Raw genomic sequence first — 24,270 nt, forward strand, 5'->3', positions numbered from 1 at the left:
TGACTGAACAGGCCCCGCGACCTGTTCAGTGAGCATTCTGGTCGGCCTTGGTGAGAATCACGTACTGCGCAGCTGCCTGCTGGTAGACGTCCTTCTTGTCCGTCGAGGAGACCTCTCCGACATAGCGGCCCTTCTTGACGTAGCACTGGTAGAGGTTGTTCGTCGAGTTGGTTGAGGACGCGCAGCGCGCATTGGGGAGGCCGGGGGGTGCGGGCAGATCCTTCCATCCGCGCGACGTACCACTCGCTCGGAACGCGTCCACTATGGTCGTGGCGCCCTCTGGTGTGTTCGCACGGTAGACAACGGACTTCTCGACAGCGTTGGCCGTGGATCCCACCTTGGTCAGTGTGGTGAAGGTCGTCACCGGATCATCACTTGTCTGTGCCATACCACGTGGTCCGTACACTGCGCGCACGCTGCTGCGTAGGATCGTCGAGTCCTTGTTCTCGATTTCCGCGTCGGTGTATGGCAAGGCGTAGACGAGGACTTTGTTCTGGTCCTGAACCGGGTAGTCGATGTTCTTGATACCCCGTTGTTCGCGTTCGACCCTGTTCAGCCGTATCGGATACTGGTCGACGAGTGCGGTCTGTAAGCCGACGGCCTTTCGAATAGTGGGTTCGAGCAGGTCGGCATGTGCCGAGTTGGTCTCGAACCATTCGTAGATCACGAAGGTCTGGTGATAAGTGAAGGTCATGAGCTGCCGGTTGTCGCCCGTACTACCGGCGACGGTGACGGTGTCCGGCATTCCCGCAAGTGTGCCCGTCGTAGTCTTTTTATCGGAGGCAGTGGCTGCCGCCATCTGCGTGGCCGCGGTCTTCGCGTCCTCGGGCGTCACGTATCGCAACACCATTGTGTTCAGATGGCGTGGATTACCCTGTCGCAGTTGCGAGTCGGGGGTGCCCGCAGCCACGGCGAACCCGAAGAGGAATCGGTCCTTGTTGACGGCCACATTGTTCGCCGAGTCCGAAATCAAGCCACCCGGCGACCCCATGATCGCCTGCGTGGGCAGGGACGTCGACGTGAGGTCTGGATCGATCTCGAACGGTACGACGACATACTGTGCCAACCGTTGAGCGTCGATGCGAAAAATCTCGACGCCATCGGTGACGGTGCCGAAAGTCGGACGGGGGCTGGTGGGGTACCGACCGGTGTCGAGTGTGGCGACATCAACGGACTCGTCGCCCGAGGAAGCGACCGGGTCGCCATCGACCGAGCAACCAGCCACGGTCAAGATTGCTGCCACAGCCGCTGCTCCCGCTGCACACCAGTGCGACGTGGCTCGCTTGAATCTCATTGCCTGTCAGCCCTTCCCTGGCCGAATCGTTCAGACGACCACAGTGCACCCTAATACGACGGTCGCTCGGCATCGGCACCCGCTCTGGCTTCGCAGTCGCGTGAATGACGCGGTGAGTAGGCGATCAACTCACTGTCGTCGGGGGATGATGATCGGGGCACCGGTTTCGGGGTGGTCCCAGATCTCGACGGGATGGTCGTAGGTGTCCGACAGCCGATCGGACGTCATCACCTCGCGCACCGATCCGACGGCCAGCAGATGTCCCTCCTTCATCAGGGCGACGCGGTCGGCGTAGGCGGCGGCGAGCGAAAGGTCGTGGACGACAAGCAGAATGGCGGCACCGTTGTCGCGGTGGCTGCGCAGAATATCGAGCACAGCCTCCTGATGGTGGATGTCGAGCGCTGCGGTCGGTTCGTCGAGGAGCATGATCGGGGTTGATTGCGCCAGCGCACGTCCTAGCGATACGCGTGCCTGCTGACCACCGGAGAGTTGCCCGAAGGGCCGGTCGGCGATCTCCTCGAGGTGGCACACCCGCATCGATTCGGCGATCACTGTCGGTGACTCGGCGGCCTGCGGTGTGCGCAGCCAGGGGTACCGGCCCATCTCGACGACCTCGGCGACCGTGAACGGGGTGTCCGGCCGGTTCTGCTGAGTGACGAGCGAACGCGACCGTGCCAATTCCCGGGCGTGCATCTCCGCGATGTCGGTGCCGTCGATCAGCACGCGACCCGACTGCGGAGTGCGTAAACCCGCCATCACCGACAGGAGTGTTGACTTGCCGCATCCGTTGGGACCCACCAGCACCACGAGCTCGCCCGGCGAGACCGTGAGGGTGACGTCGCGGACGACCAGCCTGCCACCCAGCTCGACGTCGATGTGTTCGCCGAGCAACCCGGATGTGGTCGCTGCTTCCGTGGTCACCACCCGGCCCCCGCGTTGCGACTGCGGCGCAGGAGCAGGAAGAAGACCGGCCCGCCCACGATCGACGTGAACAGGCCGAGCGGCAGGCTCGCCGGAGGCATCACGGTGCGGGCTGCGAGGTCGGCGGCGGCGAGAACGAATGCGCCGCCGATGACGCTGGTCGGCAAGAGGATCGAGTGTCGCGGTCCAACGATGAGCCGCATGAGGTGCGGCACGATCAGTCCGACGAACATCACGATGCCGGTGAATGCCACCGCCGCCGCGGTGAGGATCGCGACGAGCACGATGACCTGTCGACGCACCACCTCGACGTTCACGCCGAGCGAGGCTGCCTGTACCTCGCCGAGGGCGAGCAGATCGAGCTTGTGCACCAAGAGAAACGACGCCGCGACGGCGGCCACGACGAGCGGCAGTGCCACCCACACGGGTCCCCAGCCGATGCCCTCGAGCGAGCCGAGCTGCCAGAACACGATCTGCTCGCGGGCGGTGGTCGACGCGATGAACGTCAGGTAGGCGATGATGCCGAGAGCGAACGCGTTGACCGCAATGCCGGTGAGTACCAACATGATCGGCGACGAGGAGCCGTCACGAAGCGAGAGCACATAGACCGCGGCGGATGTGGCGAGCGCGAAGACGAACGCGACGGCGGCCAGGGCCCACCCGTTGACCCCGACACCGCCGATGACGATCATCAGCGCCGCTCCGACGGCGGCTCCCGACGACACCCCGACCACGCCGGGTTCGGCGAGCGGGTTGGCCAGCACACCCTGCATGAGACACCCGCCCGCGCCGAGCGCTGCGCCGACGATGAGGCCCATCACGATGCGGGGGAAGCGGACGTTCCACAGTGTGTACTCGCCGATGTCTGCTGGTAGTGGCCCGACAGGCAGGTGGAGGTGGTGTGCGAGGCTGCCGAGGGCCTCGACGGGCGACACGCTTACCTGCCCGACGGCCGCCGAGGTGATCGCCACCACGACCGTCAACACCAGGAGTGCCACGATCACGACGGTGCCCGACACCCGGCCGGCTCCGGTCGTGCGGCGTCGGGGTCGCGAGGGTGAGCGCTGAAGGGTCATTCGTAGATGGCCCGGGCGAGTGCGCCGAGCACCTTTCCTGTGTCCGGCCCGAAGGAGAGCATCTCCGTTTCATCCATCTGCACCACCCGCCGCGCCTTGCCCGCGCTGGTCTGCGAGACGCCGGGCAGAGCGAGAACGCCGTCGAGTCCACCGACCGAATCGGCGCCCTGGGTCATCACGAGGAGCACGTCCGGGTTCGCGGCGAGCAGTGCTTCGGTGGTGACCTGCGTGAAGCCCGGCTTGAGGCCCGACGCCGTGCCCGCGTCGGTTCCGCCGAGCGCTGCGATCAGATCGTCGGCACCCGATTGCGGTCCGGACAGCAGAATCAGCCGCGGGCCACGGATGTAGAGGAACGCCATCCGTGGACTGCCGGACGGGTTCGGCACGGCGGATCGAGCGTCGGCGATCTCTTTCTCGGTGCGGGCGACGAGTTGCTCACCGGCCTCCCGGACGCCGAGTGCTGCGGCCACATCGCGGATGAGCGTGGGAGTGTTCGCGATGGTCCTGGTGGACGTGAATGCCACGACGGGGATGCCGGAGTTGCGGATCTGATCCACGGCACCCGGCGGTGTGGTGTCCTCGTCGACGAGCACCACGCTGGGGTTCAGTGCCAGTACGGCCTCGGCACTGAGCGTGTGCCCGTTGGATGTCACCAGTGGAAGTCTCGACGCCGATGGGAACGTCGTCGAGGTGTCTCGCCCGACGACCCGGCTACCGAGCCCAAGGGAGAACACCGTGTTGGCAAGTGTTCCGTTGCGATCGACGGCGACGATGCGGCTGGTGTCGGTGACGGTGACCCTGCCGTGTCCGACAGAGTCGACGGTCGTCGGCAGCGTGGTCGTCGGGGTCGCGGTGACGGGCACGACGTCGGAGTCGGGAAGTGTTGCGGTTGATGGTCCGCTGCGCAGGTGGGCCGTCGCAGACACCGAACTGCTGGTCCCTTGTTCGATGGGTGCGGTGCTACAGCCTGCGACAAGCATGGCCAGCGATCCGAGTAGCACCGCGAGCACTCGTGAAGACCTCACTCGCCCGCGACCTCCCGCTCTCCCCGACGTGTGATCTCGTGCCACCTGGGGCAATGCGTCGGCTTAGTCTCACCTTAGTCGTCGGGTCGGAGACACTGGTGAAGGGATCGCAGGTGTTCTCCGTCGCCGCATGTAGCAGATTGCTACACTAGGTGGAGACAGGGGTCAGGAGGAGCCATGACGAACGTTGCCGACAAGGTGACCCGGTTGTCGTCGGAACTGGTCGACGCCGCGGCGTCGGAGGGCCGACGCGAGCAGCGCTCGGCCCGACAGCAACTCGAGCACTGGGTGCGGGTGGGCCGAGAGGTGTCCGACCAGCGGCAGGTTGCCCGACGCCGGGTCGAAGCCGCACTCGCGGGACGTATCCCGCTCGGCGATCTCTCGATCGAGGAGGGTGCGGTCTTCAACGCCGAGGTCGCTGCGTCGCTCGAGGAGTCGCTCGCGACCGGCAACCATGTCGCCGATCGCGCAGCGCGTGGTCTCGCGACAGTCGCGCTCGACGACGAGGGACGCGTGGTGAAGCATCTTCCTGACGGTACGCAGATTGTTCTGTGAAGCGGCTCGACCTCATCGTCGGGCCGAACGGCGCCGGTAAGACGACGTTCGTCGAGCAGCGACTCGCGCCGCTGTTGCCGGGCAGCGCTTTCGTGAACGCCGATGTGATCGCTCGTGAGCGGTGGCCCGACTCTCCCGAGGCGCACTCGTACGAGGCGGCGCGGATCGCCTCGACGATCCGCGAGACATTGATCGAGCAGGGCGAGTCGTTCGTCGCCGAGACGGTCTTCTCCCACCCGTCCAAACTGCACCTCATCACCCGTGCGCGACGCTCCGGCTACGTCGTTGTCCTCCACGTCGTGCTCGTGCCGGTCGATCTGTCGGTTGCTCGTGTCGCCGAGCGGGTGGTCGAGGGTGGCCATTTCGTCCCGGAGGACAAGATCCGCGGGAGGTATACGCGCTTGTGGGCGCTCGTCTCTGCTGCCATCGGCATGGTCGATCACGCGACCGTCTACGACAACTCGGCGCCCGACGTCACGCGGATCGTCGCGCGCTTTGTCGACGGCGATCACGCGGGCACTGCCCGATGGCCGTCCTGGGCGCCCCGAGAACTGATCGAGATCACGCAGCCTAGTCTGGAGGAATGACCGTGCGAACTGCTCTGCGACCCGGAAAGCCGACACCCATCCGGCAGGTGCCCGATTCGATCGAGCGCCCCGAATACGCGTGGAAGCCGACCGTCAACGAGGGGCACGAACCGTGGGTGCAGACCCCCGAGGTCATCGAGAAGGTGCGCGTCGCCTCCAAGATCGCGGCCAATGCGCTCGCGGAGGCCGGTAAGGCGGTGGCCCCCGGGGTCACCACCGATGAACTCGACCGGATAGCCCACGAATACATGATCGATCACGGGGCTTACCCGTCGACGTTGGGCTACAAAGACTTTCCGAAATCGTGCTGCACGTCGCTCAACGAGGTCATCTGCCACGGGATCCCCGATACGACGGTGATCGAAGACGGCGACATCGTGAACATCGACGTGACCGCGTACATCGACGGCGCGCACGGCGACACCAACGCCACGTTTCTCGCGGGCGACGTGTCGCAGGAGGTGCGCGACCTGGTGGAGCGCACCCGGATCGCCACCGAACGAGCGATCAAGGCGGTCAAGCCAGGTCGTGAGCTCAATGTGATCGGGCGGGTTATCGAGGCATATGCCAACAGGTTCGGCTACACCGTCGTCCGTGACTTCACCGGCCACGGCATCGGCGAGACGTTCCACAACGGGTTGGTGGTGTTGCATTACGACCAGCCCAACGTCGACACCGTGATCGAACCCGGCATGGTGTTCACGATCGAACCGATGATCAACCTCGGTGGCCTGCCCTGGGAGATGTGGGACGACGGCTGGACCGTTGTCACCGCAGACAAGAAGTGGACCGCACAGTTCGAGCACACGCTCGTCGTCACCGACGACGGCGCAGAGGTGCTGACCATTCCGGACGAGTAGGGAATCCTCGCCGTCGCCGATCACGCACTGCGCGCACCACCCTCGACGTGAATGGTCTCCCCGGATACGTAGCCCGCGGTCAGTAGCCACTCGACCGCGTTGAGGATGTCGTCGACGTGTCCGACCCGCCCGGCGAGCGTGCCCGCTGCGGCGCCATCGAAGAACGCGGCCCGATCGGCGTCGGGCATGCCGTCCCAGGTTCCCGAGTCGACGATCCCCGGCGAGACCGCGTTCACCCGGATGGGTGCCAGTTCATGTGCCAGGTGGCCGGCGGCGAAGGAGGCGGCCCCGTTGGTGATACCCATGACCGAGAAGCCCGATGCAGGCTTCCACGCGGCAACACCGGAGAACATGATGATGGATCCGGTCGGAGGCATCTGCGGCGCGAAGTGCTTGGCCAGCAACATCGGCCCGATCACCTTGGCCTCGAAGGCCTTCACCGTCGCGTCGTGGTCGAGTTCGGCGACCGGGACGTTGTGATGGGCGGCCGCGGTGCTGATGATGTGATCGACGGCTCCGAGTTGTTGCGCGGCCCGTGCGATCGATTCCTCGTCGGCGGCATCGAGAGCGACGGCACGACCTGAGCGCAGGTCAGCCGCAGCCGTGGTGGCCGCCTGGAGGTCGCGCGCTCCTATGACGACGGAGGCGCCCAGTTCGTCGGCTCGTCGCGCGATGGCGAGACCGAGGTTCTTGGCGCCGCCGACGACCAGGACGCTGCTGCCGGACAATGTGTGGTTCACGATGTACTCCTCGGATGGGTGTGCGTTGACGGACGTCACCTACGGTATGGATTTGATACTGGTATCTTCAACGAAACCGTCGATGACCGGTCGTGACGGTGAGGTCGAGGAGTGGACGGGGAATGTCGAAGGCGTACAACGTGATGGCGCAGACCTGCCCGAGTCGGGTCGTGCTGCATCGGATCGGGGCTCGCTGGACGGTGTTCGTCGTCACCGCTCTTGCGTCGGGACCCATGCGGTTCAGTGCGTTGCGCACACATATCGAGGGCATCACACCCAAGGTGCTCACCGAGACGCTGCGCGCCCTGGAATACGACGGTCTCGTCGACCGCGTCGACCACGGTGGTCAGCCGCCGCATGTGGAGTACTCGTTGAGCGTGCTGGGTCAGTCGTTGCTCGGCCCACTCGCCGCAGTTCGTGAGTGGGCCGAAACCCATGTGCCCGACGTCGAGGCCGCACACCGTCGATTCGACGACCATTAGGGTGGGCTCGGTGACGGAGTTACGCGGAGCGCTCCTCGTCGGGGGTACCAGTTCGGATGCTGGCAAGAGCCTTGTCGTGGCCGGACTGTGTCGGGCGCTCGCGCGCTCGGGAGTGCGGGTGGCACCGTTCAAGGCGCAGAACATGTCCAACAACTCGGCAGTGACGCTCGACGGGGGCGAAATCGGTCGTGCGCAGGCGCTGCAGGCCGCGGCATGCGGGCTGGCGCCGTCCACCCGTTTCAATCCGGTGCTGCTCAAACCCGGGAGCGACAGCCGTTCGCACGTCGTGGTCCGCGGCAGGCCTGCGGGAGACGTGGGTGCACGCGACTACCTCACCCGCCGGGCAGAGCTGCGCGACGTGGTCACCGACGAACTCGCCTCTCTGCGTGCGGAATTCGACGTCGTCATCTGTGAGGGTGCCGGGTCGGTCGCCGAGATCAACCTCCGCGCGACCGATATCGCGAACATGGGTCTGGCTCGCTCGGCGGATCTACCGGTGATTGTCGTCTCCGACATCGATCGCGGTGGATCCCTCGCGCACCTGTTCGGCACGACCGCGATCCTCGACGCGGACGACCAGGCGCTTATCGCCGGATATGTGATCAATAAGTTCCGAGGGGACGCGACGATTCTCGACCCCGGCCTGCACACACTCAGCGCACTGACCGGGCGTCCGACACTCGGAGTACTCCCGTTCGTCGACGGCCTGTGGATCGACGCCGAGGACTCGCTGGCCGCACCGGTGGGGCGTCGAGTCGGTCCGCCGGACACCGCGGGTGCGGGCCTGCGCGAGCGACTCACCGTCGCCGCGGTCCGCTTGCCGCGCATCTCCAATTCCACTGACGTCGAAGCGCTCGCCTGTGAGCCGGGGGTCGATGTCACCTGGGTCGCCGACCCGGCATCGATACGCACGGCCGATCTCGTCGTCATGCCGGGAACCCGGGCGACCGTCGACGATCTCGCGTGGCTGCGGGAGCGTCGGCTCGACGTGGCGCTCGCCGAACGCGTGGCGCGCGGCGGGGCTGTTCTCGGGATCTGCGGTGGATTCCAAATGCTGGGACGGCGCATCGTCGACACGATCGAGTCGTCGAGAGAGTCCGTCGTCGACGGACTCGGACTGCTCGACGTCGACGTGCGATTCGAGGCGCAGAAGGTGCTGCGCAGTACAACGGGCGTCGTCGACGACCTCACGGTGAGCGGGTATGAGATCCACCACGGCAGGGTCGAGCGCTCGTCGGAGGCGACGTGGATCGACGACGACGAGTGCGGCCCGGAGGGTGCACGTCGTGACGCGATCCGAGGTACCCACTGGCACGGATTGCTCGCATCAGACGACTTCCGTCGGGCCTATCTGCGCGAGGTTGCCATGGGTGCGGGCAAGCGGTTCGTGCCCGCCGCCGACACCGATGTCGCGACGATCCGCGAGAGGCAACTCGACCTGATGGCCGATGTGGTGACGGCACACCTCGACATGTCTGCCCTGTGCGAGATCATCTCTGACGACGTGGTCCGCAGAGCGCCGACGATAGTCCACCACCAGGAGCCCGCGCGTGAGTTCAGATCTGGCTGGTGACATGTCCGACCTGTGACCCGGCTCAACCCGCTGATTCGGATGCGCTCGCGCCGCTAGGGTTGGTGGGGTGGAAACTGAGCGGCGCGAGATCACTGTCGGCGACCTGACCTTCGACGTCCGAGTCGGCGGACCCGACCACGGTCCCTGGGTGCTGATGTTGCACGGGTTCCCGGTCAACAGTTCGTGCTACGACGACGTCGCCGACCGCCTGCACGAGTCGGGCCTGCGCACCATCCAGGTCGATCAGCGCGGCTACAGCCCCGGCGCGCGTCCGGAAGGCGTCCAGGCCTACCGTCTGGAGGCGCTCGTCGATGACGCTCTCGGGGTGCTCGATGCGCTTGATGTGCGGTATGCAATTCTCGTCGGGCATGACTGGGGAGGGATCGTTGCCTGGCATCTCGCGGGTAAACACCCCGATCGGTTCACCGGCCTGATCGTGGCGAGCACAGGCCATCCGTCGTCGATGCGTGACGCGATCAAGGCGCCGGACGACGCCGAGGATCAGCGCGAGAAGTCGTCGTACATCAAGGATTTCATCGCCGAAGGAGCCGAGGAGAAGTTGCTGGCCCGCAACGGCGTGCTGTTGCGTCGCGCGGGGGTGACCGAGGCGGAGTTGGCTCCGCTCAAGGAGCCGGGAGCACTCACCGCAGCACTCAACTGGTACCGCGCCAACTTCACCGGCGATATCGCCGCCACGTTGTCGTGCCCACCGGTCGAGATCCCGACGACACTGGTGTGGTCGGATGCCGACACCGCGCTCGGCAGGGCTCAGGCGCAGGGGAGTGGACGGTACGTCTACGGCGACTACCGCTTTTGTGAACTACCCGGCGTCGACCATTGGATTCCGCAGAAGGCCGCGAAAGAACTGGCCAGCGAGATAGCGCTGCGCTCGGCGGTGTTCTGAGCGCACGGCCTCAGAACACCAGCCCGAGCAGTGCGTTCTCCAACACCTCCGGCATCGCCGGATGAATCCAGTACTGCCCGCGTGCCATGTCCTCAACGCCGAGTCCGAAACTCATCGCCTGGATCGCGGGCTGGATCAACGTGGGTGCCTGCGGTCCGATGATGTGCACGCCGAGGAGCTGATGGGTGTCACGATCGGCGATCACCTTGCACGCGCTGGTGGTGTCCTCCATCGCCCAGCCGTAGGCGACGTCGCCGAACTCCTGCACCTTGACCGCGATGTTGTGACCCGAGTCGCGTGCCTCGAACTCCGTCATGCCGACCGCGGCGACCTGCGGATGGGTGAACACCGCCGCCGGTACCACGCTGTGCTGAAAGGTTTCGAGATCTGTTGCATCCCAACCCTTCAGGAGATTCGCCTGCACCACGCGCTGCTCGTGGTTGGCCACGTGTTTGAGCTGGAACGGGGAGCTCACGTCGCCGAGCGCCCACACTCCGCGCGCACCGGTCCGACCGTGCCCATCCACCTCGACCCTGCCGTCATCGGTCAGTGCGAGGCCGATCGTGTCGATTCCGAGACGGTCGCCGTTGGAGACACGCCCGGTGGCCACCAGCAGTACGTCGGCTTCGACGATCTCGTCGTCTCCCAACGTCAGACGGACACCACCGCCGGGAAGGTCCTCCGCGGCGACGAGGTCACGGTTGAGGCGCACATCCCACTTGCCTGCCGCGATGTCGGTGAAGCGGGTCGACAACTCGACGTCGAGCTTGCGGAGCAACATCGGGCCACGCGCGAGGATCGTGACGTCGGTGCCGAGTGAACCGAAGACATGCGCGAATTCGGCTGCGATGTAACCGCTTCCGAGGATGATCATGCGCCGCGGCAGACCGGGGAGCCGCATCACGTCGTTGTTGGTGTGAAAGGTCACGCCGGACGAGGCGATGACCGGAGGAATGACGGGGCGCGAACCCGCGGCGATCACCACCTCACGGGCGAGTATTAGCGCGTCAGCCGTCGCGAGCCGGTAGTTGCCGTCGTCGTCGCGGCCGTCGAACTCGACATGCGAGTCGTAGACGGTGATGTTCTCGCACTCGAGTTCGCGGTACTGCAGTCCGCCGGCGGAGATGGGGTCGATCCGACCGAAGACCCGGTCGCGAATCGCGGGCCAGTCGACACCGTCGACCCGCGAGTGAACACCGAAACGATCCCCGTCCGACGCCGTGTCGGCCACCTCTGCGGGATAAACGAACATCTTTGTCGGGATGCAGCCGACGTTCAGGCAGGTCCCGCCGTAGATACCTTCCTCGAAGATGGCGATGCTCTTCTCGGCGAACCGGTCGTCGGGAATCGAATTGCCGCTGCCACTGCCGATGATTGCGAGATCGACTGTCTGCGTGCGGGTTGTCGTCGCGGGTGCTGCGTTCATGATGCGTGCTCCTGTCGTGCGGGCTCGACCACCGAATCCAGCCAGCGATCGACCTCCGCGTAGGCCTGCGCGCGCGCCGATTCGACGGACAGGAACACGTCATGGCGTGCACCCGTGATCGGCGCGACCGTGACATGGCCACCGAGACTGCCGCTCCAGTGGGCGATCTGCGAGACGTCGAGCACGACGTCGGCTGCGTCGACCGTCGGTGAGTAGTGCTTGGCGAACTTCGTCTTGTCCGAGCGCAGCACCAGCGTCGGTACTCCGACGTCGATGCCGCGGTGAAGGTGCCGCTGTCCGGAGCGCACGGCGTTGAGGAAGCCGAACGTGACGGGGAACCCGCCGAGTGGCTTCTTCGCGAGGTCATAGGCCCACTCGCCGTGGGAGTCGACGTGCAGGCTCTCGCCATACGCTGCCGAGAGGTCGCGGGAGAGCTTCTCGAAGGGACGCAGGGCCGCAATGCCTTTGATGAACATCGTCACCGGATAGGTGCGCAGCACGGGCGCGCCCTGCAGGTCGAGCCACGGGCTGTTCAGCAGAAGTCCTGACACGCGCGCGTGGCGGCCGGGGGATTGTGTGCGCAGACGATCAAGCCACAGCGGCGTGATCAATCCGCCCGTGGAGTGCGCAGCGACAAGCACCGGTGTGTCCTCGGTGATGTCGTCGGCGATGGCATCGAGTGCGAGACCGAGTTCGAGGTCGTAGACGGCGAGGTTGCGGGCGAAGTGCGGTGTGTGGTGCTCGAGCAGCGAGCGGCCGCATTTGCGCAGATCCAACGCGTAGAAGGCATAGCCGAGATCGTGGAAGTGATCGGCGAGCGGGGCGTGGAAGAAGTAGTCGGTAAACCCGTGGACGAAGAGAACAGCACCCTTGGTCGCCGTCGACGCCGTGGAGGGCTTGCGCACCAGCGTGGCGGTGATGGGGTCTTCACCGTCGGGATCGGGGCCGAGGTCGAAGGTCCGCACCTCGAAGTGGTCGAGAAATCCGTCGGGTTGCCAACCGGAATCGGTGTCGGGTTGGGTCAGAGTGCGATCGCTTTGCTCCGAGGACGTCGACCGCCGAGCAGTCGACTCTGGGGATACAGTCACGATTTCCACTCTAAATGCGCTGTCGACGCATGCACGCAAGTGTCATCCGGCCCACACTTGGCGGAGGCGATTCGGGCGCACACACGCCGATGGGGAACAATGGTCGACGTGGACGAGGATTCGTCCTCCGCAACACAAGACAGTGTTGTCGAGTGGAGTCTGAAGTGGGGTCCGAGTTGTCTGAATCGGTGATCAAGACGGACGTTGCGCTCGTGGGTGCGGGCATCATGAGTGCCACCCTCGGCGCGCTGCTGCGGCAGGTGCAGCCTGACTGGACGATCAGCCTGTTCGAACGGCTCGACGCCGCAGCAGGCGAGAGCAGCGACCCGTGGAACAACGCAGGCACCGGTCACTCGGCGTTGTGCGAACTGAACTACACCCCGAAGACCGCAGACGGTGGCGTCGACATCACCAAAGCGATCGCGATCAACGAGCAGTTCCAGGTCTCCCGACAGTTCTGGGCGTACGCGGTCGACAACGGCATCATCTCCCGTCCCTCGGAGTTCATCAATCCGATTCCGCACGTCAGCTTCACCCACGGTGACGCTGGAGTGGAGTACCTCCGCAAGCGCTACGACGCGCTGTCTAAGGAGGTTCTCTTCGAGGGCATGGAGTACATCACCGACCCGGGTGAGTTCAGCGCCCGCCTCCCGCTCATGTCGAACGGCCGTGACTTCTCCGATCCGGTTGCCCTCAACTGGTTCACCGACGGCACCGATGTCGACTTCGGTTCGCTGACCCAGAAGCTGCTCAACTTCGTGGGCAAGGGTGGCGACATCTACTTCGGTCATTCCGTGACCAACCTGAACAAGCAGTCCGACGGAAGCTGGATCCTCAAGGTGCGCAACGTCCGCACCGGCGAGAAGTGGACCGTCCACGCCAAGTTCGTGTTCGTCGGCGCGGGAGGCGGTGCACTGCACCTGCTGCAGAAGTCCGGCATCAAGGAGGCCAAGGGCTTCGGCGGTTTCCCCGTCTCCGGAGAGTTCTTCCGCTGCACCAATCCCGAACTCATCGACGAGCACCACGCCAAGGTCTACGGCCAGGCCGCTGTCGGTGCGCCTCCGATGTCGGTGCCGCACCTCGACACCCGAGTGATCAATCACCGCCAGGGTCTGTTGTTCGGCCCGTACGCCGGCTGGTCGCCCAAGTTCCTCAAGAGCGGCAAGATGACCGACCTGCTCAGCTCGGTCAAGCCCGGCAACGTGTTGCCCATGATGTCCATCGCCCCGCAAGAGTTCGGTCTGCTCAAGTACCTGATCAGCGAGCTCGCCGCGAGCCCTGCCGATCGCGTCGACACCCTGCGTGAGTTCGTGCCGCGTGCGGTCGGCGACGACTGGGAACTGATCACGGCAGGCCAGCGCGTGCAGGTCATCCGCAAGAACTCCAAAGGCATGGGCGGCAAGCTCGAGTTCGGCACCGCCGTCGTCGCGGCAGGCGACGGAACCATCGCGGGTCTGCTCGGCGCGTCGCCCGGTGCGTCGACTGCTGTTCCGGCGATGCTGTCGGTGCTCGAGCAGTGCTTCCCGGCCGACTTCGCGCGCTGGACCCCGAAGCTCACCGAGATGATTCCGTCGTTCGGCAAGAAGCTCTCCGACAACGCCGATCTCTTCCACCAGGTGTGGGACTGGACCAGCAACAGCCTCGAGCTGCGACGCGACACCGTCGACGCGCCTGCCGACGCCGACGTGCAGCCCGCGCCGGCAGGCTGAGTTGTGACGTGCGTGCTGTCAGTGTGATAGTCACGACACCATGACCACTGGGCAGCTTCATCGCAGCTTCACGGCCGACCTCGACGTCGAGACGCTCTATAACATCCTGCGGCTGCGGGTGGACGTGTTCGTCGTCGAACAATCATGCCCGTATCCCGAACTCGACGGACGAGATCTCGAGCCGGGCACGCGGCAACTCTGGGTGACCGACGATTCCGGACGGGTGGTCGCCACCTTGCGATTACTCGAGGATTCCGGCGCTCCCGGCGACGGCGAGATGTACCGGATCGGACGTGTGTGCACCGATCGTTCCCGGCGCGGCGAGGGCATGACCGCGCGCCTCATCGAGACGGCGCTCGCGGAGGTCGGCGACAGTCCGTGTCGGATCGAGGCGCAGAGTTATCTCATCGACATGTACGCGAAGTTCGGGTTCGTCGTCGACAGCGAGGAGTACCTCGAGGACGGGATTCCGCACGTCTCGATGCTCCGACCCGCCAGGAAACTGCGCGCATGAGCGGCAGACATGCGGTCGCCGTAGCGCAGCCCGTCACGCCTGCCCGCTATCCCTTCAGTGCCGTCGTCGGACAGGATCGGCTCAAGCTGGCGTTGATGCTGTGCGCGGTGTCACCCGGGATCGGCGGTGTGCTGATCCGCGGCGAGAAGGGCACCGCGAAGTCGACGATCGTGCGTGGTCTGGGCCCGGTCATCGCACATGAGGGCGCCGACGACTCCGCGACCGGCAGGGTCGTCGAACTCCCCATCGGCGCCACCGAGGACCGGGTCGTCGGTTCGTTGGACCTGACCGCCGTACTGCGCGACGGCGAGGCGGTGTTCACACCGGGCCTTCTCGCCCGCGCCGACGGTGGGGTGCTCTACATCGACGAGGTCAATCTCCTCGCCGACCACCTGGTGGACGTGCTGCTCGACGCAGCCGCCAGCGGACGTGTGACCATTGAGCGAGACGGCGTGTCACATACGCAGGCCGCCGATTTCGTGCTCGTCGGGACGATGAATCCTGAAGAGGGAGAACTGCGCCCGCAATTACTCGACCGCTTCGGTCTGGCCGTCGACGTCACCGCGGCACGTGAGGTCGACGAGCGGGTCGAGGTCGTGCGGCGGCGGATGGACTTCGATGCCGACCCCGAGGGATTCGTCGCACGCTACGCCGACGAGGAACAGGCACTGTCCGATCGGATCGGTGCGGCGCGCAGGTCGGTCGGAGACGTCGAGATCAGTGCGCGGGAGCTGCGCAGGATCGCGGGCATCTGTGCCCACCTCGACGTCGACGGATTACGTGGCGACATCGTGGTCGCGCGGACCGCTGCCGCTCACGCGGCACTGCGCGGCGCGACTTCGGTGACGCAGGAGGACGTGCGCATCGGCGTCGAACTCGCTCTGCCACACCGCCGCAGGCGTGACCCGTTCGACGAGTCAGGGCTCGATGACCAACAACTCGACGACGCGCTGTCAGCGGGCGACGACGCGGCGGGCCCGCAGGACGAACCGGACCCGGATCCGGACGGGCCCGACGGCACACCGAGTCCTGAGCAGCGCGACGACTCGGTCGGGGGACCCGACTCGTTCGGGGAACCCCCGTTCGATTCCGATCCGCCTGCTCCGCAACAGGGGTCCGACGATGAGGCCGACAAGGACGCGTCGACGCAGCCTCAACAGGCTCCCAACGGCCACACATTCGGGCCCGCGGCACCGAACTCGGGTGCGCGTCTGCGACGCCTGCGGGCCGACGGCATCGGCGACGGCGATCCGGGTAAACGGTCACGCGCACGCAGCCGTCGCGGACACACCGTGTCCGACACCGACTTCGCGCCAGGCGGATCGCTGCACCTGTTCGGCACCGTGCTGCGCGCTGCGGGCCGCGCCGCGTCGACCTCCGCGCCCCCCACCGGCGGGGTGTCGGTGGCGCCCGCCGATCTGCGCGGGGCGCAGCGGATCGGGCAGGAGGGCAACCTGGTGGTGTTCGTCGTCGACCTCAGCGGGTCGATGACGGCGCGCAGAAGGCTGAGCGCGGTGAGTCGGCTCTGTGTCGATCTGCTGCGTGACTCCTACACCCGTCGCGACCGGGTCGCGGTCGTGGTCGCGCGCGGGGCCCGTGCCGAACTCGTCGTGCCGCCGACCAAATCGGTCGACGTCGCGGTCCGACGTCTCGCCGACATCAGGACCGGCGGCCGAACCCCGTTGGCAGAGGGGTTGATCGAAGCGCAGCAGGTGATCGACCGGGCTCGACGAGCCGACCCGCGTCGTCGACCGCTGCTGGTGGTACTGACCGACGGACGGGCCACAGCCGGGCCCGACGCTGCCGGACGGGCAGCCTCTGCGGCGCAGCGGATCCGGCGCAACGGGATCGACAGCGTCGTCGTCGATTGCGAGCAGGGCGCTGTCCGGCTGGGACTCGCCACGGATCTGGCCGCGCGCCTCGGGGCGCAGACGATGCGGATGGACGAACTCTCGGTCGCGGCGCTGTCGGCTCCCGCAACCGACCGGCGCCCGGCGCGCGCGTCGGCCGCCTGATCGCGATATCGGGCAATAACGAGGAGAGTGACTGTGCCCCAGGGTGTTCCGCAGACAGTGCCCGACGACGGACTGACCACCCGTCAGCGTCGCCAGCAGCCGGTGCTTGCCGTCCACACCGGCGACGGCAAGGGGAAATCGACGGCGGCATTCGGGATGGCGATGCGTGCATGGAACGCAGGCCTGCGGGTGGCGGTCTTTCAATTCGTCAAGAGTGCCAAGTGGCGTGTGGGTGAGGAGTCGGCGATGTCGGCTCTCGGTGAGCTTCACGACACGCAGGGCGTCGGCGGGCCCGTCGAGTGGCACAAGATGGGGCAGGGCTGGTCGTGGCTGCGCGCCAACGCCGACATCACCGATGATCATGCTGCTGCGGCCCGTGCCGGGTGGGGCGAGATCGCGCGTCGTCTCGCCGACGAGCAGCACGACTTCTATGTGCTCGACGAGTTCACCTACCCCCTCGATTGGGGCTGGATCGACACCGACGACGTGGTACGCACACTCGTCGACCGTCCTGGACGCCAACACGTGGTGATCACCGGACGCCGCGCCCCCGCGGCACTCGTCGACGCGGCCGACCTCGTGACGGAGATGCACAAGGTCGCACACCCCATGGACGTAGGGCGCAAGGGACAGAAGGGGATCGAGTGGTGACGCCGATGAGGACCGCCGCGTGACGACCACGCCGACGGTCGTGATCGCCGCTCCGTCGTCGGGCAGCGGCAAGACCACGGTGACCACCGGTCTGATCGGCGCGTTGCGCCGGGCCGGGCACCGGGTGGCGCCGTTCAAGGTGGGGCCCGACTACATCGACCCGGGCTACCACGCGGTCGCTGCGGGACGGGTGGGCCGCAATCTCGATCCCAACCTCGTCGGCGCGGATCTGATCGGCCCGCTGTTCATGGCGGGCAGTGCCGGCGCCGACATCGCAGTGGTCGAGGGCGTCATGGGTCTGTTCGACGGACGAATAGCCTCCGACGATGTCGCCGAGTCCGATTCCCTCGGCACAGGGTCGACCGCCCACGTCGCCACACTCCTGCAGGCGCCGGTCGTGCTCGTCGTCGATGCCGCCGGGCACAGTCAGTCGCTGGCAGCGCTGCTGCATGGTTTCGTCGGCTACGAGCCATCGGTGCGGATCGCAGGTGTCGTGCTCAACAGGGTGGGATCGCCCCGGCACGAGGCGGTCCTGCGGCAGGCGTGCGCCCGCGTCGGTATGCGCGTACTCGGAGTGCTGCGTCGAGATGCTCGCCTGAGTGTGCCGTCTCGACATCTCGGCCTGATCCCTGCAGCCGAGAGGTCGGGTGAGGCGGTTGATGCCGTCGACGCGATGGCGGAAATGGTAGGCGCTGCACTGGATCTGGAGGCGATTGTCGAGATCGCGCAGTCGGGCGGCAGTGCTACGTGTGCACCGTGGTCAGCGGCAGACGCCGTCGGTGACGCGGGGGAGAAGACGACGCCGGGACGTCCGGTCGTCGCACTCGCCGCCGGCGCGGCGTTCACCTTCGGCTATGCCGAGCACACCGAGCTGCTGCGTGCGGCAGGCGCGGACGTGGTGGAGTTCGACCCGCTCGTCGACCGCCTGCCCGAGCGCACCGCGGGCCTCGTCGTGGGTGGAGGTTTTCCCGAAGAGCATGCCGACAAGCTCGCGACGAACGAACAACTGCGCGAAGACATTTCAGTGTTGAACAGAGATGGCGGACCCATCCACGGTGAATGTGCCGGCCTCCTATATCTGACTGCCGGGCTCGACGGCCATCCGATGACCGGCGTCATCGACGGGGCTGGGCGGTTCGGGCCGTCGCTCACCCTGGGATACCGCGACGCCGTCGCGGTAACGGACTCGATGCTCTACCGTGCCGGAGAACGGGTGACCGGACACGAATTCCATCGCAGCGTCGTCGAACTCGCCACCGCCACGCCCGCGTGGGCCTGGCGTGACCACCACGGCACTCCCCGCACCGACGGGATCGCCTCGACGAATGTCCATGCCTCGTATCTGCACGTGCATCCTGCCGCAGTACCCGCGGCCATCGCACGTTTCGTGCGCGCGTGTGAGGGGAAGGAGACGTGATGGCGGAGAGTTCGGTCGGGCAGGTACTCGACATCCTGCGGGAGCATGGCGTCGACGACCCGGCAATCCTGCGCGATCTGCTCGAGGCGGTACTCGTCGTCGGCCAGGGGCTCGACCTCGACGAAGCGCTGCAGCGAATCGTGGAGGTCGCGGTGGGTGTCGTCGATGCGCGCTACGGTGCGCTCGGTGTCCGTGGTCCCGACGGTGGTTTGGCTGAGTTCGTCTATACCGGAATCACTCCCGAGGAGCGCGCTGCCATGGGGTCGTTGCCCGTCGGCAAGGGAGTGCTCGGCGTGCTGATCAACGATCCCCACATCTTGCGCATCCCGGATCTGGCGAAACATCCTGCCTCGGTGGGCTTTCCGCCCAACCACCCGCCGATGACGACATTCTTGGGCGCGCCGATCATCATCCGCGGGTCGAACTTCGGGCGGATCTATCTCACCGAGAAGCGTTCGGCCGACGAGTTCTCGCCGCTGGACGAGGCGTTGATCGCGGTCCTGGCCGTGGCGGCGGGCATCGCCGTCGACAACGCGCAGTTGTTCGAGAGTTCGCGTACGAGGCAGCGGTGGATGCAGGTGCTGGTTCGGCGCGGTTCGGAGCCGCTGTCGGGAATTGCCCTGGAGGACACGCTGTCCCGGATGTGCACCGACGTCGCCGAACTCGTCGGCGCGAGCGATGTGTTCATCGTCAGCGGCGCGGGTGACGGACTGTCCACCGGCGACGGTGTAGACGGCGGGGGCCGAGCCGACGACCGCGATGTCGCGCTCAGCGGGCACACCGGCGATCCGGTCGAGTTCGATCCTGCGCATTTCGTGGCGCCAGAGGATGCGGGTATGTCGATCGTGCCCGTTGCCGACGTCTCGCCGGAGCTGGCGCGGCGGGGCGCCCGATGGGCGACGGTGCAGCCGCTGCAGCGTGCGTCCGGGGCGTTCGGATGGATCGTGATCACGCATGACACGGAGCCGGTGTGGGAGGTCGAGGAGGCGTCGGGTCTCGCCGGTGTGGCGGAGGTCGCGTCGCTGGCGATGGTCTATGCGGAGCAGCAGCAGATCGCCCGCGATCTCGAGGTGCTCTCGGATCGCCATCGAATCGCCCGTGACCTGCACGACCACGTGATCCAACGACTGTTCGCGATCGGCATGTCAATCCAGACGATGCTCGCGGCGGGCGGCAACGGAGAACGCCGGTTCGACGACGCCGCACGCTCCGAACGGCTCGAGCAGGTGATGACCGACCTCGACCGTACGATCGCACAGATCCGCACGTCGATCTTCGACCTGCAGACCGTTCCCGGACACCACGACACCGCAACACTGCGGCGACGAGTCCTCGACATCGTGTCCGAGTTGTCGGGTCACGCACCGATTGCGCCGAGCGTGCAGTTCGACGGCCCGGTCGACACGGTGGTCCCGGATGCACTCGGACCGCACATCGACGCCGTACTCCGCGAGGGGCTGTCGAATGCGCTGCGTCATGCCCACGCGGAGCACATCTCGGTGTCGGTGAGCGCCGATGACGTGTTGTCGGTGGAGATCACCGACGACGGGGTCGGGATCGGTACCGACGTCACGTATCGGGGTCTGGAGAACCTCACGCGTCGTGCTGAGGAATGCGATGGGACGTTCACCGTCGTCACCAATCCGCGCGTGGCGGCGGGCCGATCGTCGGGGACCACACTGACGTGGTCGGTGCCACTCGCGTAGTCGGATCCGCAGACGGGATGTGTGTCGGATCGAAGGATCTGTGTGCTGCAGCATCCACTTTGCTCGATCCGACCCGCATTCAGGAGCGGTTCAGGCCTTACCGTCGCGGATCTTGGTGGCCATCACGGCTACCTGGGTACGCCGCTGCATGTCGAGCTTCGCGAGGATACGCGAGACATAGTTCTTGATCGTCTTCTCCGCCAAAAACATTCGCTGCGCGATCTGTCGGTTGGTCAGTCCCTCGCCGATGAGGTTGAACACCTCCCGCTCCTGATGGGTGAGCTCGGCGAGCGGGTCGGACGGCTTGTTCTTGCCGTCGCGCAGCTTGGCGAGCAGCGCGGCCGTCGAGCGGTCGTCGAGAAGCGACCCTCCGCGGCCCACAGTGCGTACCGCTGCGATCAGGTTGTGGCCCAGGATCTGTTTGAGCACGAAGCCCGAAGCACCCGCGAGCACGGCGGCGAGTAGGGCGTCGTCGTCGGCGTAGCTGGTCAGCATCAGGCAGCGAATCCCGGGTTCGGCGGCGCGCACGTCACGGCACAGTTCGACGCCGTTGCCGTCGGGGAGCCGGACGTCGAGGACGGCGACGTCCGGCTTGGCGGCGAGGATGCCGACGCGTCCCTCGCCGACCGACGCGGCCTCGCCGACGACCTCGATGTCGTCGGCCGTACTGAGGAGATCGCGCAGGCCCCGGCGTACGAGTTCGTGATCATCGACGAGATAGACACGCACCGTTGACGCATCCTGCGCGGAGGACGTGCTCGTGGCGGGATCGGTCGACGGTTGACCTTCGGAGTGCATGCCTCGAAATTACCGCAGGTCGCACCCGAGTACGCGACGTCGGTCCCCGGTCATTGGGGTCTTTGGTCTCTCTCGCGCCTCCTGCGTCACACGCGACAGTAAATATCTGCCGGGGGCCGGTGTGTGGTCGGAAGCGAGCACCCGGAGATGACGCACCGTTTCGCGCAGCGTCGACGACGAGATCGAGGAGAGACAGTGACGAGCCTCATCGGGCCAGCAATCAGCGACACCGGAATGACCGGATCGGACCTGCTGCGGGAGTTGCTTCCCGTGTGCGAGACCGAGGTCGAGCGGCACATGAAGATGACCAAGGACTGGCATCCGCACGACTACGTGCCGTGGGACGACGGCCGGAACTTCGCAGCGCTCGGCGGGGTCGACTGGGACCCCGAACAGTCGCAGCTGTCCGACGTCGCGAAGGCCGCGATGATCACCAACCTGCTCACCGAGGACAATCTGCCGTCGTATCACCGGGTCATTGCCGAGAACTTCTCTCTCGACGACGCCTGGGGCTTCTGGGTGGGCCGCTGGACCGCCGAGGAGATGCGGCACTCGACGGTGATGCGCGACTACCTCGTGGTCACCCGCGGCGTCGACCCGGTGGAGCTCGAAGAGACCCGGATGGCGCACATGACGTCCGGCTTCAATCCGCTGCCCGAGGACGACGGGCAGCGCGATCACAGCTTCGACATGCTGTTCGCGGTCAGCTATGTGAGTTTTCAAGAGCTCGCCACCCGTGTGAGCCATCGCAACACCGGGAAGGCCTGCGGCGATCCGATCGCCGATCGCATGTTGCAGCGCGTGGCCGCCGACGAGAACCTGCACATGCTCTTCTATCGCAACGTCGTCGCAGGGGCGCTCGATCTCGTTCCCGATCAGGCCATGTGCGCCATTTACAGCATCGTGTCGAACTTCCAGATGCCGGGCGCGACGATGCCCAACTTCCGGCGCAACGCGGTGCTGATCGCCAAGGGTGGGATCTACGATCTGCCGCAACACCTTTCGGAGGTAGTGATGCCGGTGCTACGCAAGTGGCGGATCTTCGAGCGGGACGATTTCGGGCCCCTGGGCGAGATGTACCGAGAAAAGCTCGCGGACTATCTCGAGGAGATGAACGTCAAGGTGGAGAAATTCGAGCGTGCCCGTGAACGCGCTCTCGAGCGCGAGGCGAAGAAGTCGAGGGCGGGGGCGTGACCGTCGTCGACAGCAGGCTCTCGCTGGCGATCTCGTCCGCGGACGACGACGCCCGGGGCTGCGACGGCTGCTGTGGTTCGTGCGAACCCGCCGTCCGCGACGATCGTGAGGTTCCCGCCGGGTTCGACGAGGCGATCGCCATGGCGGAGGCTGCTGCACTGCACAATCCGACGCGCTGGAATGAGATCCGCACTCACGCAACAGATTCGGCCACTGGAGAATACTGCTCCTCCATGCTCCTCGGGGTGCTGCTGCAGTCGGCTGCACACCGGCTGGGGGTGCCCGCGGCCGATGTGTGGTCCTACGTTCGACGCACCGGGGAGCTGCCCCTGTAGTCATGGCACCGGTAGGGCGCGCGAGAGGTGGCCGGCCGCCGATAATGTTGGACGCATGCCGATCGACCACACCTCCACGCACGGGCACTATCTGGCCGGACTCGACCTGCACGGTCGGAAGGTCGTCCTCGTCGGCGGAGGATCGGTGGCGCAGCGTCGTCTTCCGAACCTGGTGGCCGCAGGTGCGCGGGTCGAGGTGGTGGCCATCGACCCGACCCCTGCCGTCGAGTCCTTTCCCGGGATCGTCGTACACAAGCGCGCCTACGCCGATGGTGACCTCGACGGAGCCTGGTATGCCATGGCGTGCACCGATGATCCCGAGGTGAACGCTGCCGTCGTCGCGGAGGCCGAGCGTCGGCACACGTTCTGCGTGCGCGCGGACGAAGCCAGGTGGGGCACCGCGGTCACGCCGGCCTCCGGTCGCCATCGAGACGTCCAGTTCGGGGTGCTGGCACACGGCGACCACCGGCAGTCCGCCGCGGTGCGAGCCGCCATTGCGCGGGCGCTGGCCGATGGGTCGCTCGACGTCGACGATGAGCCGCACCCGCCGGGGGTTGCACTCGTCGGCGGCGGGCCGGGCGACCCCGACCTCATCACGGTGCGCGGACTGAAACTCCTCATGGCGGCGGACGTCGTGGTCGCCGACAGGTTGGCTCCTCCCGAACTACTGGCGTCGCTCGGCCCGCAGGTCGAGATCATCGACGCTGCGAAGGTGCCGTACGGCAGGGCGATGAAGCAGGAGGCCATCAACGAGGTCCTGGTGTCGCGCGCTCGAGAGGGCAAGTTCGTCGTGCGATTCAAGGGTGGTGACCCCTACGTCTACGGCCGGGGATTCGAGGAGTTGCAGGCATGTGTGGCGGCAGGCGTGCCGGTGACAGTGGTTCCGGGGATCACCAGCCCGATCTCGGTGCCGAGTTCTGCCGGGATTCCGGTCACCCACCGCGGGGTCACTCACGAGGTGGTCATCGCGTCGGGGCACGTCCGGCCCGACCATCCGGACTCGCTCATCGACTGGCCGGTCCTGGCCCGGCTGCGCGGAACACTGGTCCTGATGATGGCCGTCGAGCGTGTCGGTGTCTTCGCCGACGCGCTGCTGGCCGGTGGCAAGCCCGGTACCACGCCCGTTGCGATGATCGAGAACGGTTCGCTGCCCACACAGCGGTTGATCCGCACGGATCTTGCTCACGCGGGCGAGACCGCCGACCGTGAGGGGCTCCGTCCGCCCGCGATCGTCGTGATCGGCGAGGTCGCAGGTTTCACCGATGCGGACCAGATCGCGGCGTTCGGCGACCTCGATGCGGGGGCCGGGGTTCGGTCGAGCCGGGGAACCCGATCATCGGAGGGGGAGGGCGGGTAGGGCGCCACGTGCCCGCTATCCGCCAACGGGAATTGGCACATAC

23 protein-coding genes are annotated in these 24,270 nt (G+C 66.3%); 15 read left to right on the forward strand and 8 right to left on the reverse strand.

The window, feature by feature from the left end:
* Positions 1–25: 25 nt before the first annotated feature.
* The 4 genes from GOACH_RS15800 to GOACH_RS15815 all read right to left on the reverse strand — a co-directional run bounded on the left by GOACH_RS15800 (position 26) and on the right by GOACH_RS15815 (position 4,271).
* The gene (locus tag GOACH_RS15800; protein ID WP_005176772.1) at positions 26–1,243 is read right to left on the reverse strand and encodes a DUF7373 family lipoprotein; all 1,218 of its coding nucleotides are present in this window, start codon (positions 1,241–1,243) and stop codon (positions 26–28) included.
* A gap of 180 nt (positions 1,244–1,423) precedes the next feature.
* A complete protein-coding gene (locus tag GOACH_RS15805) occupies positions 1,424–2,218 on the reverse strand; it encodes a heme ABC transporter ATP-binding protein (RefSeq protein ID WP_005176774.1) in 795 nt (264 codons plus the stop codon).
* A complete protein-coding gene (locus GOACH_RS15810) occupies positions 2,212–3,291 on the reverse strand; it encodes a FecCD family ABC transporter permease (RefSeq protein ID WP_040518925.1) in 1,080 nt (359 codons plus the stop codon). The genes GOACH_RS15805 and GOACH_RS15810 overlap by 7 nt, the downstream gene beginning before the upstream one ends.
* Complete coding sequence (locus tag GOACH_RS15815; RefSeq protein ID WP_157227779.1) at positions 3,288–4,271, reverse strand: heme/hemin ABC transporter substrate-binding protein; 984 nt, start codon at positions 4,269–4,271, stop codon at positions 3,288–3,290. Before GOACH_RS15815 ends, GOACH_RS15810 begins: the two co-directional genes overlap by 4 nt.
* Before the next feature lie 222 nt (positions 4,272–4,493).
* On the opposite strand from GOACH_RS15815, the gene GOACH_RS15820 reads away from it, so the two are divergent.
* The 3 genes from GOACH_RS15820 to map are packed head-to-tail and all read left to right on the forward strand — an operon-like array spanning position 4,494 to position 6,318.
* The gene (locus tag GOACH_RS15820; RefSeq protein ID WP_005176779.1) at positions 4,494–4,871 is read left to right on the forward strand and encodes a TA system antitoxin ParD family protein; all 378 of its coding nucleotides are present in this window, start codon (positions 4,494–4,496) and stop codon (positions 4,869–4,871) included.
* A complete protein-coding gene (locus tag GOACH_RS15825; protein WP_005176781.1) occupies positions 4,868–5,458 on the forward strand; it encodes an ATPase in 591 nt (196 codons plus the stop codon). The genes GOACH_RS15820 and GOACH_RS15825 overlap by 4 nt, the downstream gene beginning before the upstream one ends.
* The gene (map, locus tag GOACH_RS15830; RefSeq protein WP_040518926.1) at positions 5,455–6,318 is read left to right on the forward strand and encodes a type I methionyl aminopeptidase; all 864 of its coding nucleotides are present in this window, start codon (positions 5,455–5,457) and stop codon (positions 6,316–6,318) included. Before GOACH_RS15825 ends, map begins: the two co-directional genes overlap by 4 nt.
* Before the next feature lie 20 nt (positions 6,319–6,338).
* On the opposite strand, the gene GOACH_RS15835 is transcribed toward map, so the two are convergent.
* A complete protein-coding gene (locus GOACH_RS15835) occupies positions 6,339–7,058 on the reverse strand; it encodes an SDR family oxidoreductase (RefSeq protein ID WP_005176783.1) in 720 nt (239 codons plus the stop codon).
* 122 nt (positions 7,059–7,180) lie between these two features.
* Between GOACH_RS15835 and GOACH_RS15840 the strand changes: the two genes are divergently transcribed.
* The 3 genes from GOACH_RS15840 (at position 7,181) to GOACH_RS15850 (ending at position 10,017) form a co-directional block, all read left to right on the forward strand.
* A complete protein-coding gene (locus GOACH_RS15840) occupies positions 7,181–7,540 on the forward strand; it encodes a winged helix-turn-helix transcriptional regulator (protein WP_005176784.1) in 360 nt (119 codons plus the stop codon).
* Entirely contained in the window at positions 7,494–9,113 is a 1,620-nt protein-coding gene (locus GOACH_RS15845; protein WP_083859084.1) for a cobyric acid synthase, read from the forward strand. Before GOACH_RS15840 ends, GOACH_RS15845 begins: the two co-directional genes overlap by 47 nt.
* A gap of 67 nt (positions 9,114–9,180) precedes the next feature.
* Positions 9,181–10,017 carry an alpha/beta fold hydrolase gene (locus tag GOACH_RS15850; protein ID WP_005176787.1) on the forward strand — a complete coding sequence of 279 codons (837 nt, stop codon included), beginning with the start codon at positions 9,181–9,183 and terminating at the stop codon, positions 10,015–10,017.
* Positions 10,018–10,027: 10 nt separating this feature from the next.
* Here GOACH_RS15850 and GOACH_RS15855 read toward each other — a convergent pair whose 3' ends face one another.
* Together GOACH_RS15855 and GOACH_RS15860 are read right to left on the reverse strand one after the other, a co-directional pair.
* Positions 10,028–11,443, reverse strand: coding sequence for a mycothione reductase (locus GOACH_RS15855; RefSeq protein WP_005176788.1), 1,416 nt, complete (start codon positions 11,441–11,443; stop codon positions 10,028–10,030).
* Entirely contained in the window at positions 11,440–12,540 is a 1,101-nt protein-coding gene (locus GOACH_RS15860) for an alpha/beta hydrolase (RefSeq protein ID WP_005176789.1), read from the reverse strand. Before GOACH_RS15860 ends, GOACH_RS15855 begins: the two co-directional genes overlap by 4 nt.
* A gap of 167 nt (positions 12,541–12,707) precedes the next feature.
* Here GOACH_RS15860 and mqo point away from each other — a divergent pair, with 167 nt between their 5' ends.
* The 6 genes from mqo to GOACH_RS15890 are packed head-to-tail and all read left to right on the forward strand — an operon-like array spanning position 12,708 to position 20,543.
* Positions 12,708–14,240, forward strand: a complete 1,533-nt coding sequence (gene mqo / locus GOACH_RS15865; protein WP_040518960.1) for a malate dehydrogenase (quinone) — start codon at positions 12,708–12,710, stop codon at positions 14,238–14,240.
* 40 nt (positions 14,241–14,280) lie between these two features.
* Positions 14,281–14,754, forward strand: coding sequence for a GNAT family N-acetyltransferase (locus tag GOACH_RS15870; protein WP_005176791.1), 474 nt, complete (start codon positions 14,281–14,283; stop codon positions 14,752–14,754).
* Positions 14,751–16,769: a VWA domain-containing protein gene (locus GOACH_RS15875; protein ID WP_005176792.1), complete on the forward strand. Its 2,019-nt coding sequence runs from the start codon at positions 14,751–14,753 to the stop codon at positions 16,767–16,769. Before GOACH_RS15870 ends, GOACH_RS15875 begins: the two co-directional genes overlap by 4 nt.
* 33 nt (positions 16,770–16,802) lie before the next feature.
* Complete coding sequence (gene cobO / locus GOACH_RS15880) at positions 16,803–17,420, forward strand: cob(I)yrinic acid a,c-diamide adenosyltransferase (protein ID WP_005176793.1); 618 nt, start codon at positions 16,803–16,805, stop codon at positions 17,418–17,420.
* Positions 17,421–17,439: 19 nt separating this feature from the next.
* The gene (locus GOACH_RS15885; RefSeq protein ID WP_005176795.1) at positions 17,440–18,837 is read left to right on the forward strand and encodes a cobyrinic acid a,c-diamide synthase CobB; all 1,398 of its coding nucleotides are present in this window, start codon (positions 17,440–17,442) and stop codon (positions 18,835–18,837) included.
* A complete protein-coding gene (locus tag GOACH_RS15890; protein WP_005176797.1) occupies positions 18,837–20,543 on the forward strand; it encodes a GAF domain-containing sensor histidine kinase in 1,707 nt (568 codons plus the stop codon). The genes GOACH_RS15885 and GOACH_RS15890 overlap by 1 nt, the downstream gene beginning before the upstream one ends.
* A gap of 90 nt (positions 20,544–20,633) precedes the next feature.
* Here GOACH_RS15890 and GOACH_RS15895 read toward each other — a convergent pair whose 3' ends face one another.
* Complete coding sequence (locus tag GOACH_RS15895) at positions 20,634–21,341, reverse strand: response regulator (protein WP_245551919.1); 708 nt, start codon at positions 21,339–21,341, stop codon at positions 20,634–20,636.
* Between the two features lie 195 nt (positions 21,342–21,536).
* Between GOACH_RS15895 and GOACH_RS15900 the strand changes: the two genes are divergently transcribed.
* From GOACH_RS15900 to cobA, 3 genes are read left to right on the forward strand one after another with little or no spacing between them, the layout of a single operon-like run.
* Complete coding sequence (locus tag GOACH_RS15900) at positions 21,537–22,535, forward strand: acyl-ACP desaturase (protein ID WP_005176800.1); 999 nt, start codon at positions 21,537–21,539, stop codon at positions 22,533–22,535.
* On the forward strand, positions 22,532–22,870 hold the full coding sequence (locus GOACH_RS15905) for a hypothetical protein (RefSeq protein ID WP_005176802.1): 339 nt from the start codon (positions 22,532–22,534) through the stop codon (positions 22,868–22,870). Before GOACH_RS15900 ends, GOACH_RS15905 begins: the two co-directional genes overlap by 4 nt.
* Positions 22,871–22,925: 55 nt before the next feature.
* Entirely contained in the window at positions 22,926–24,227 is a 1,302-nt protein-coding gene (gene cobA / locus GOACH_RS15910) for a uroporphyrinogen-III C-methyltransferase (RefSeq protein WP_005176808.1), read from the forward strand.
* Positions 24,228–24,270: the final 43 nt, after the last annotated feature.

The organism is Gordonia aichiensis NBRC 108223, assembly GCF_000332975.1.
Taxonomy (GTDB): domain Bacteria; phylum Actinomycetota; class Actinomycetes; order Mycobacteriales; family Mycobacteriaceae; genus Gordonia; species Gordonia aichiensis.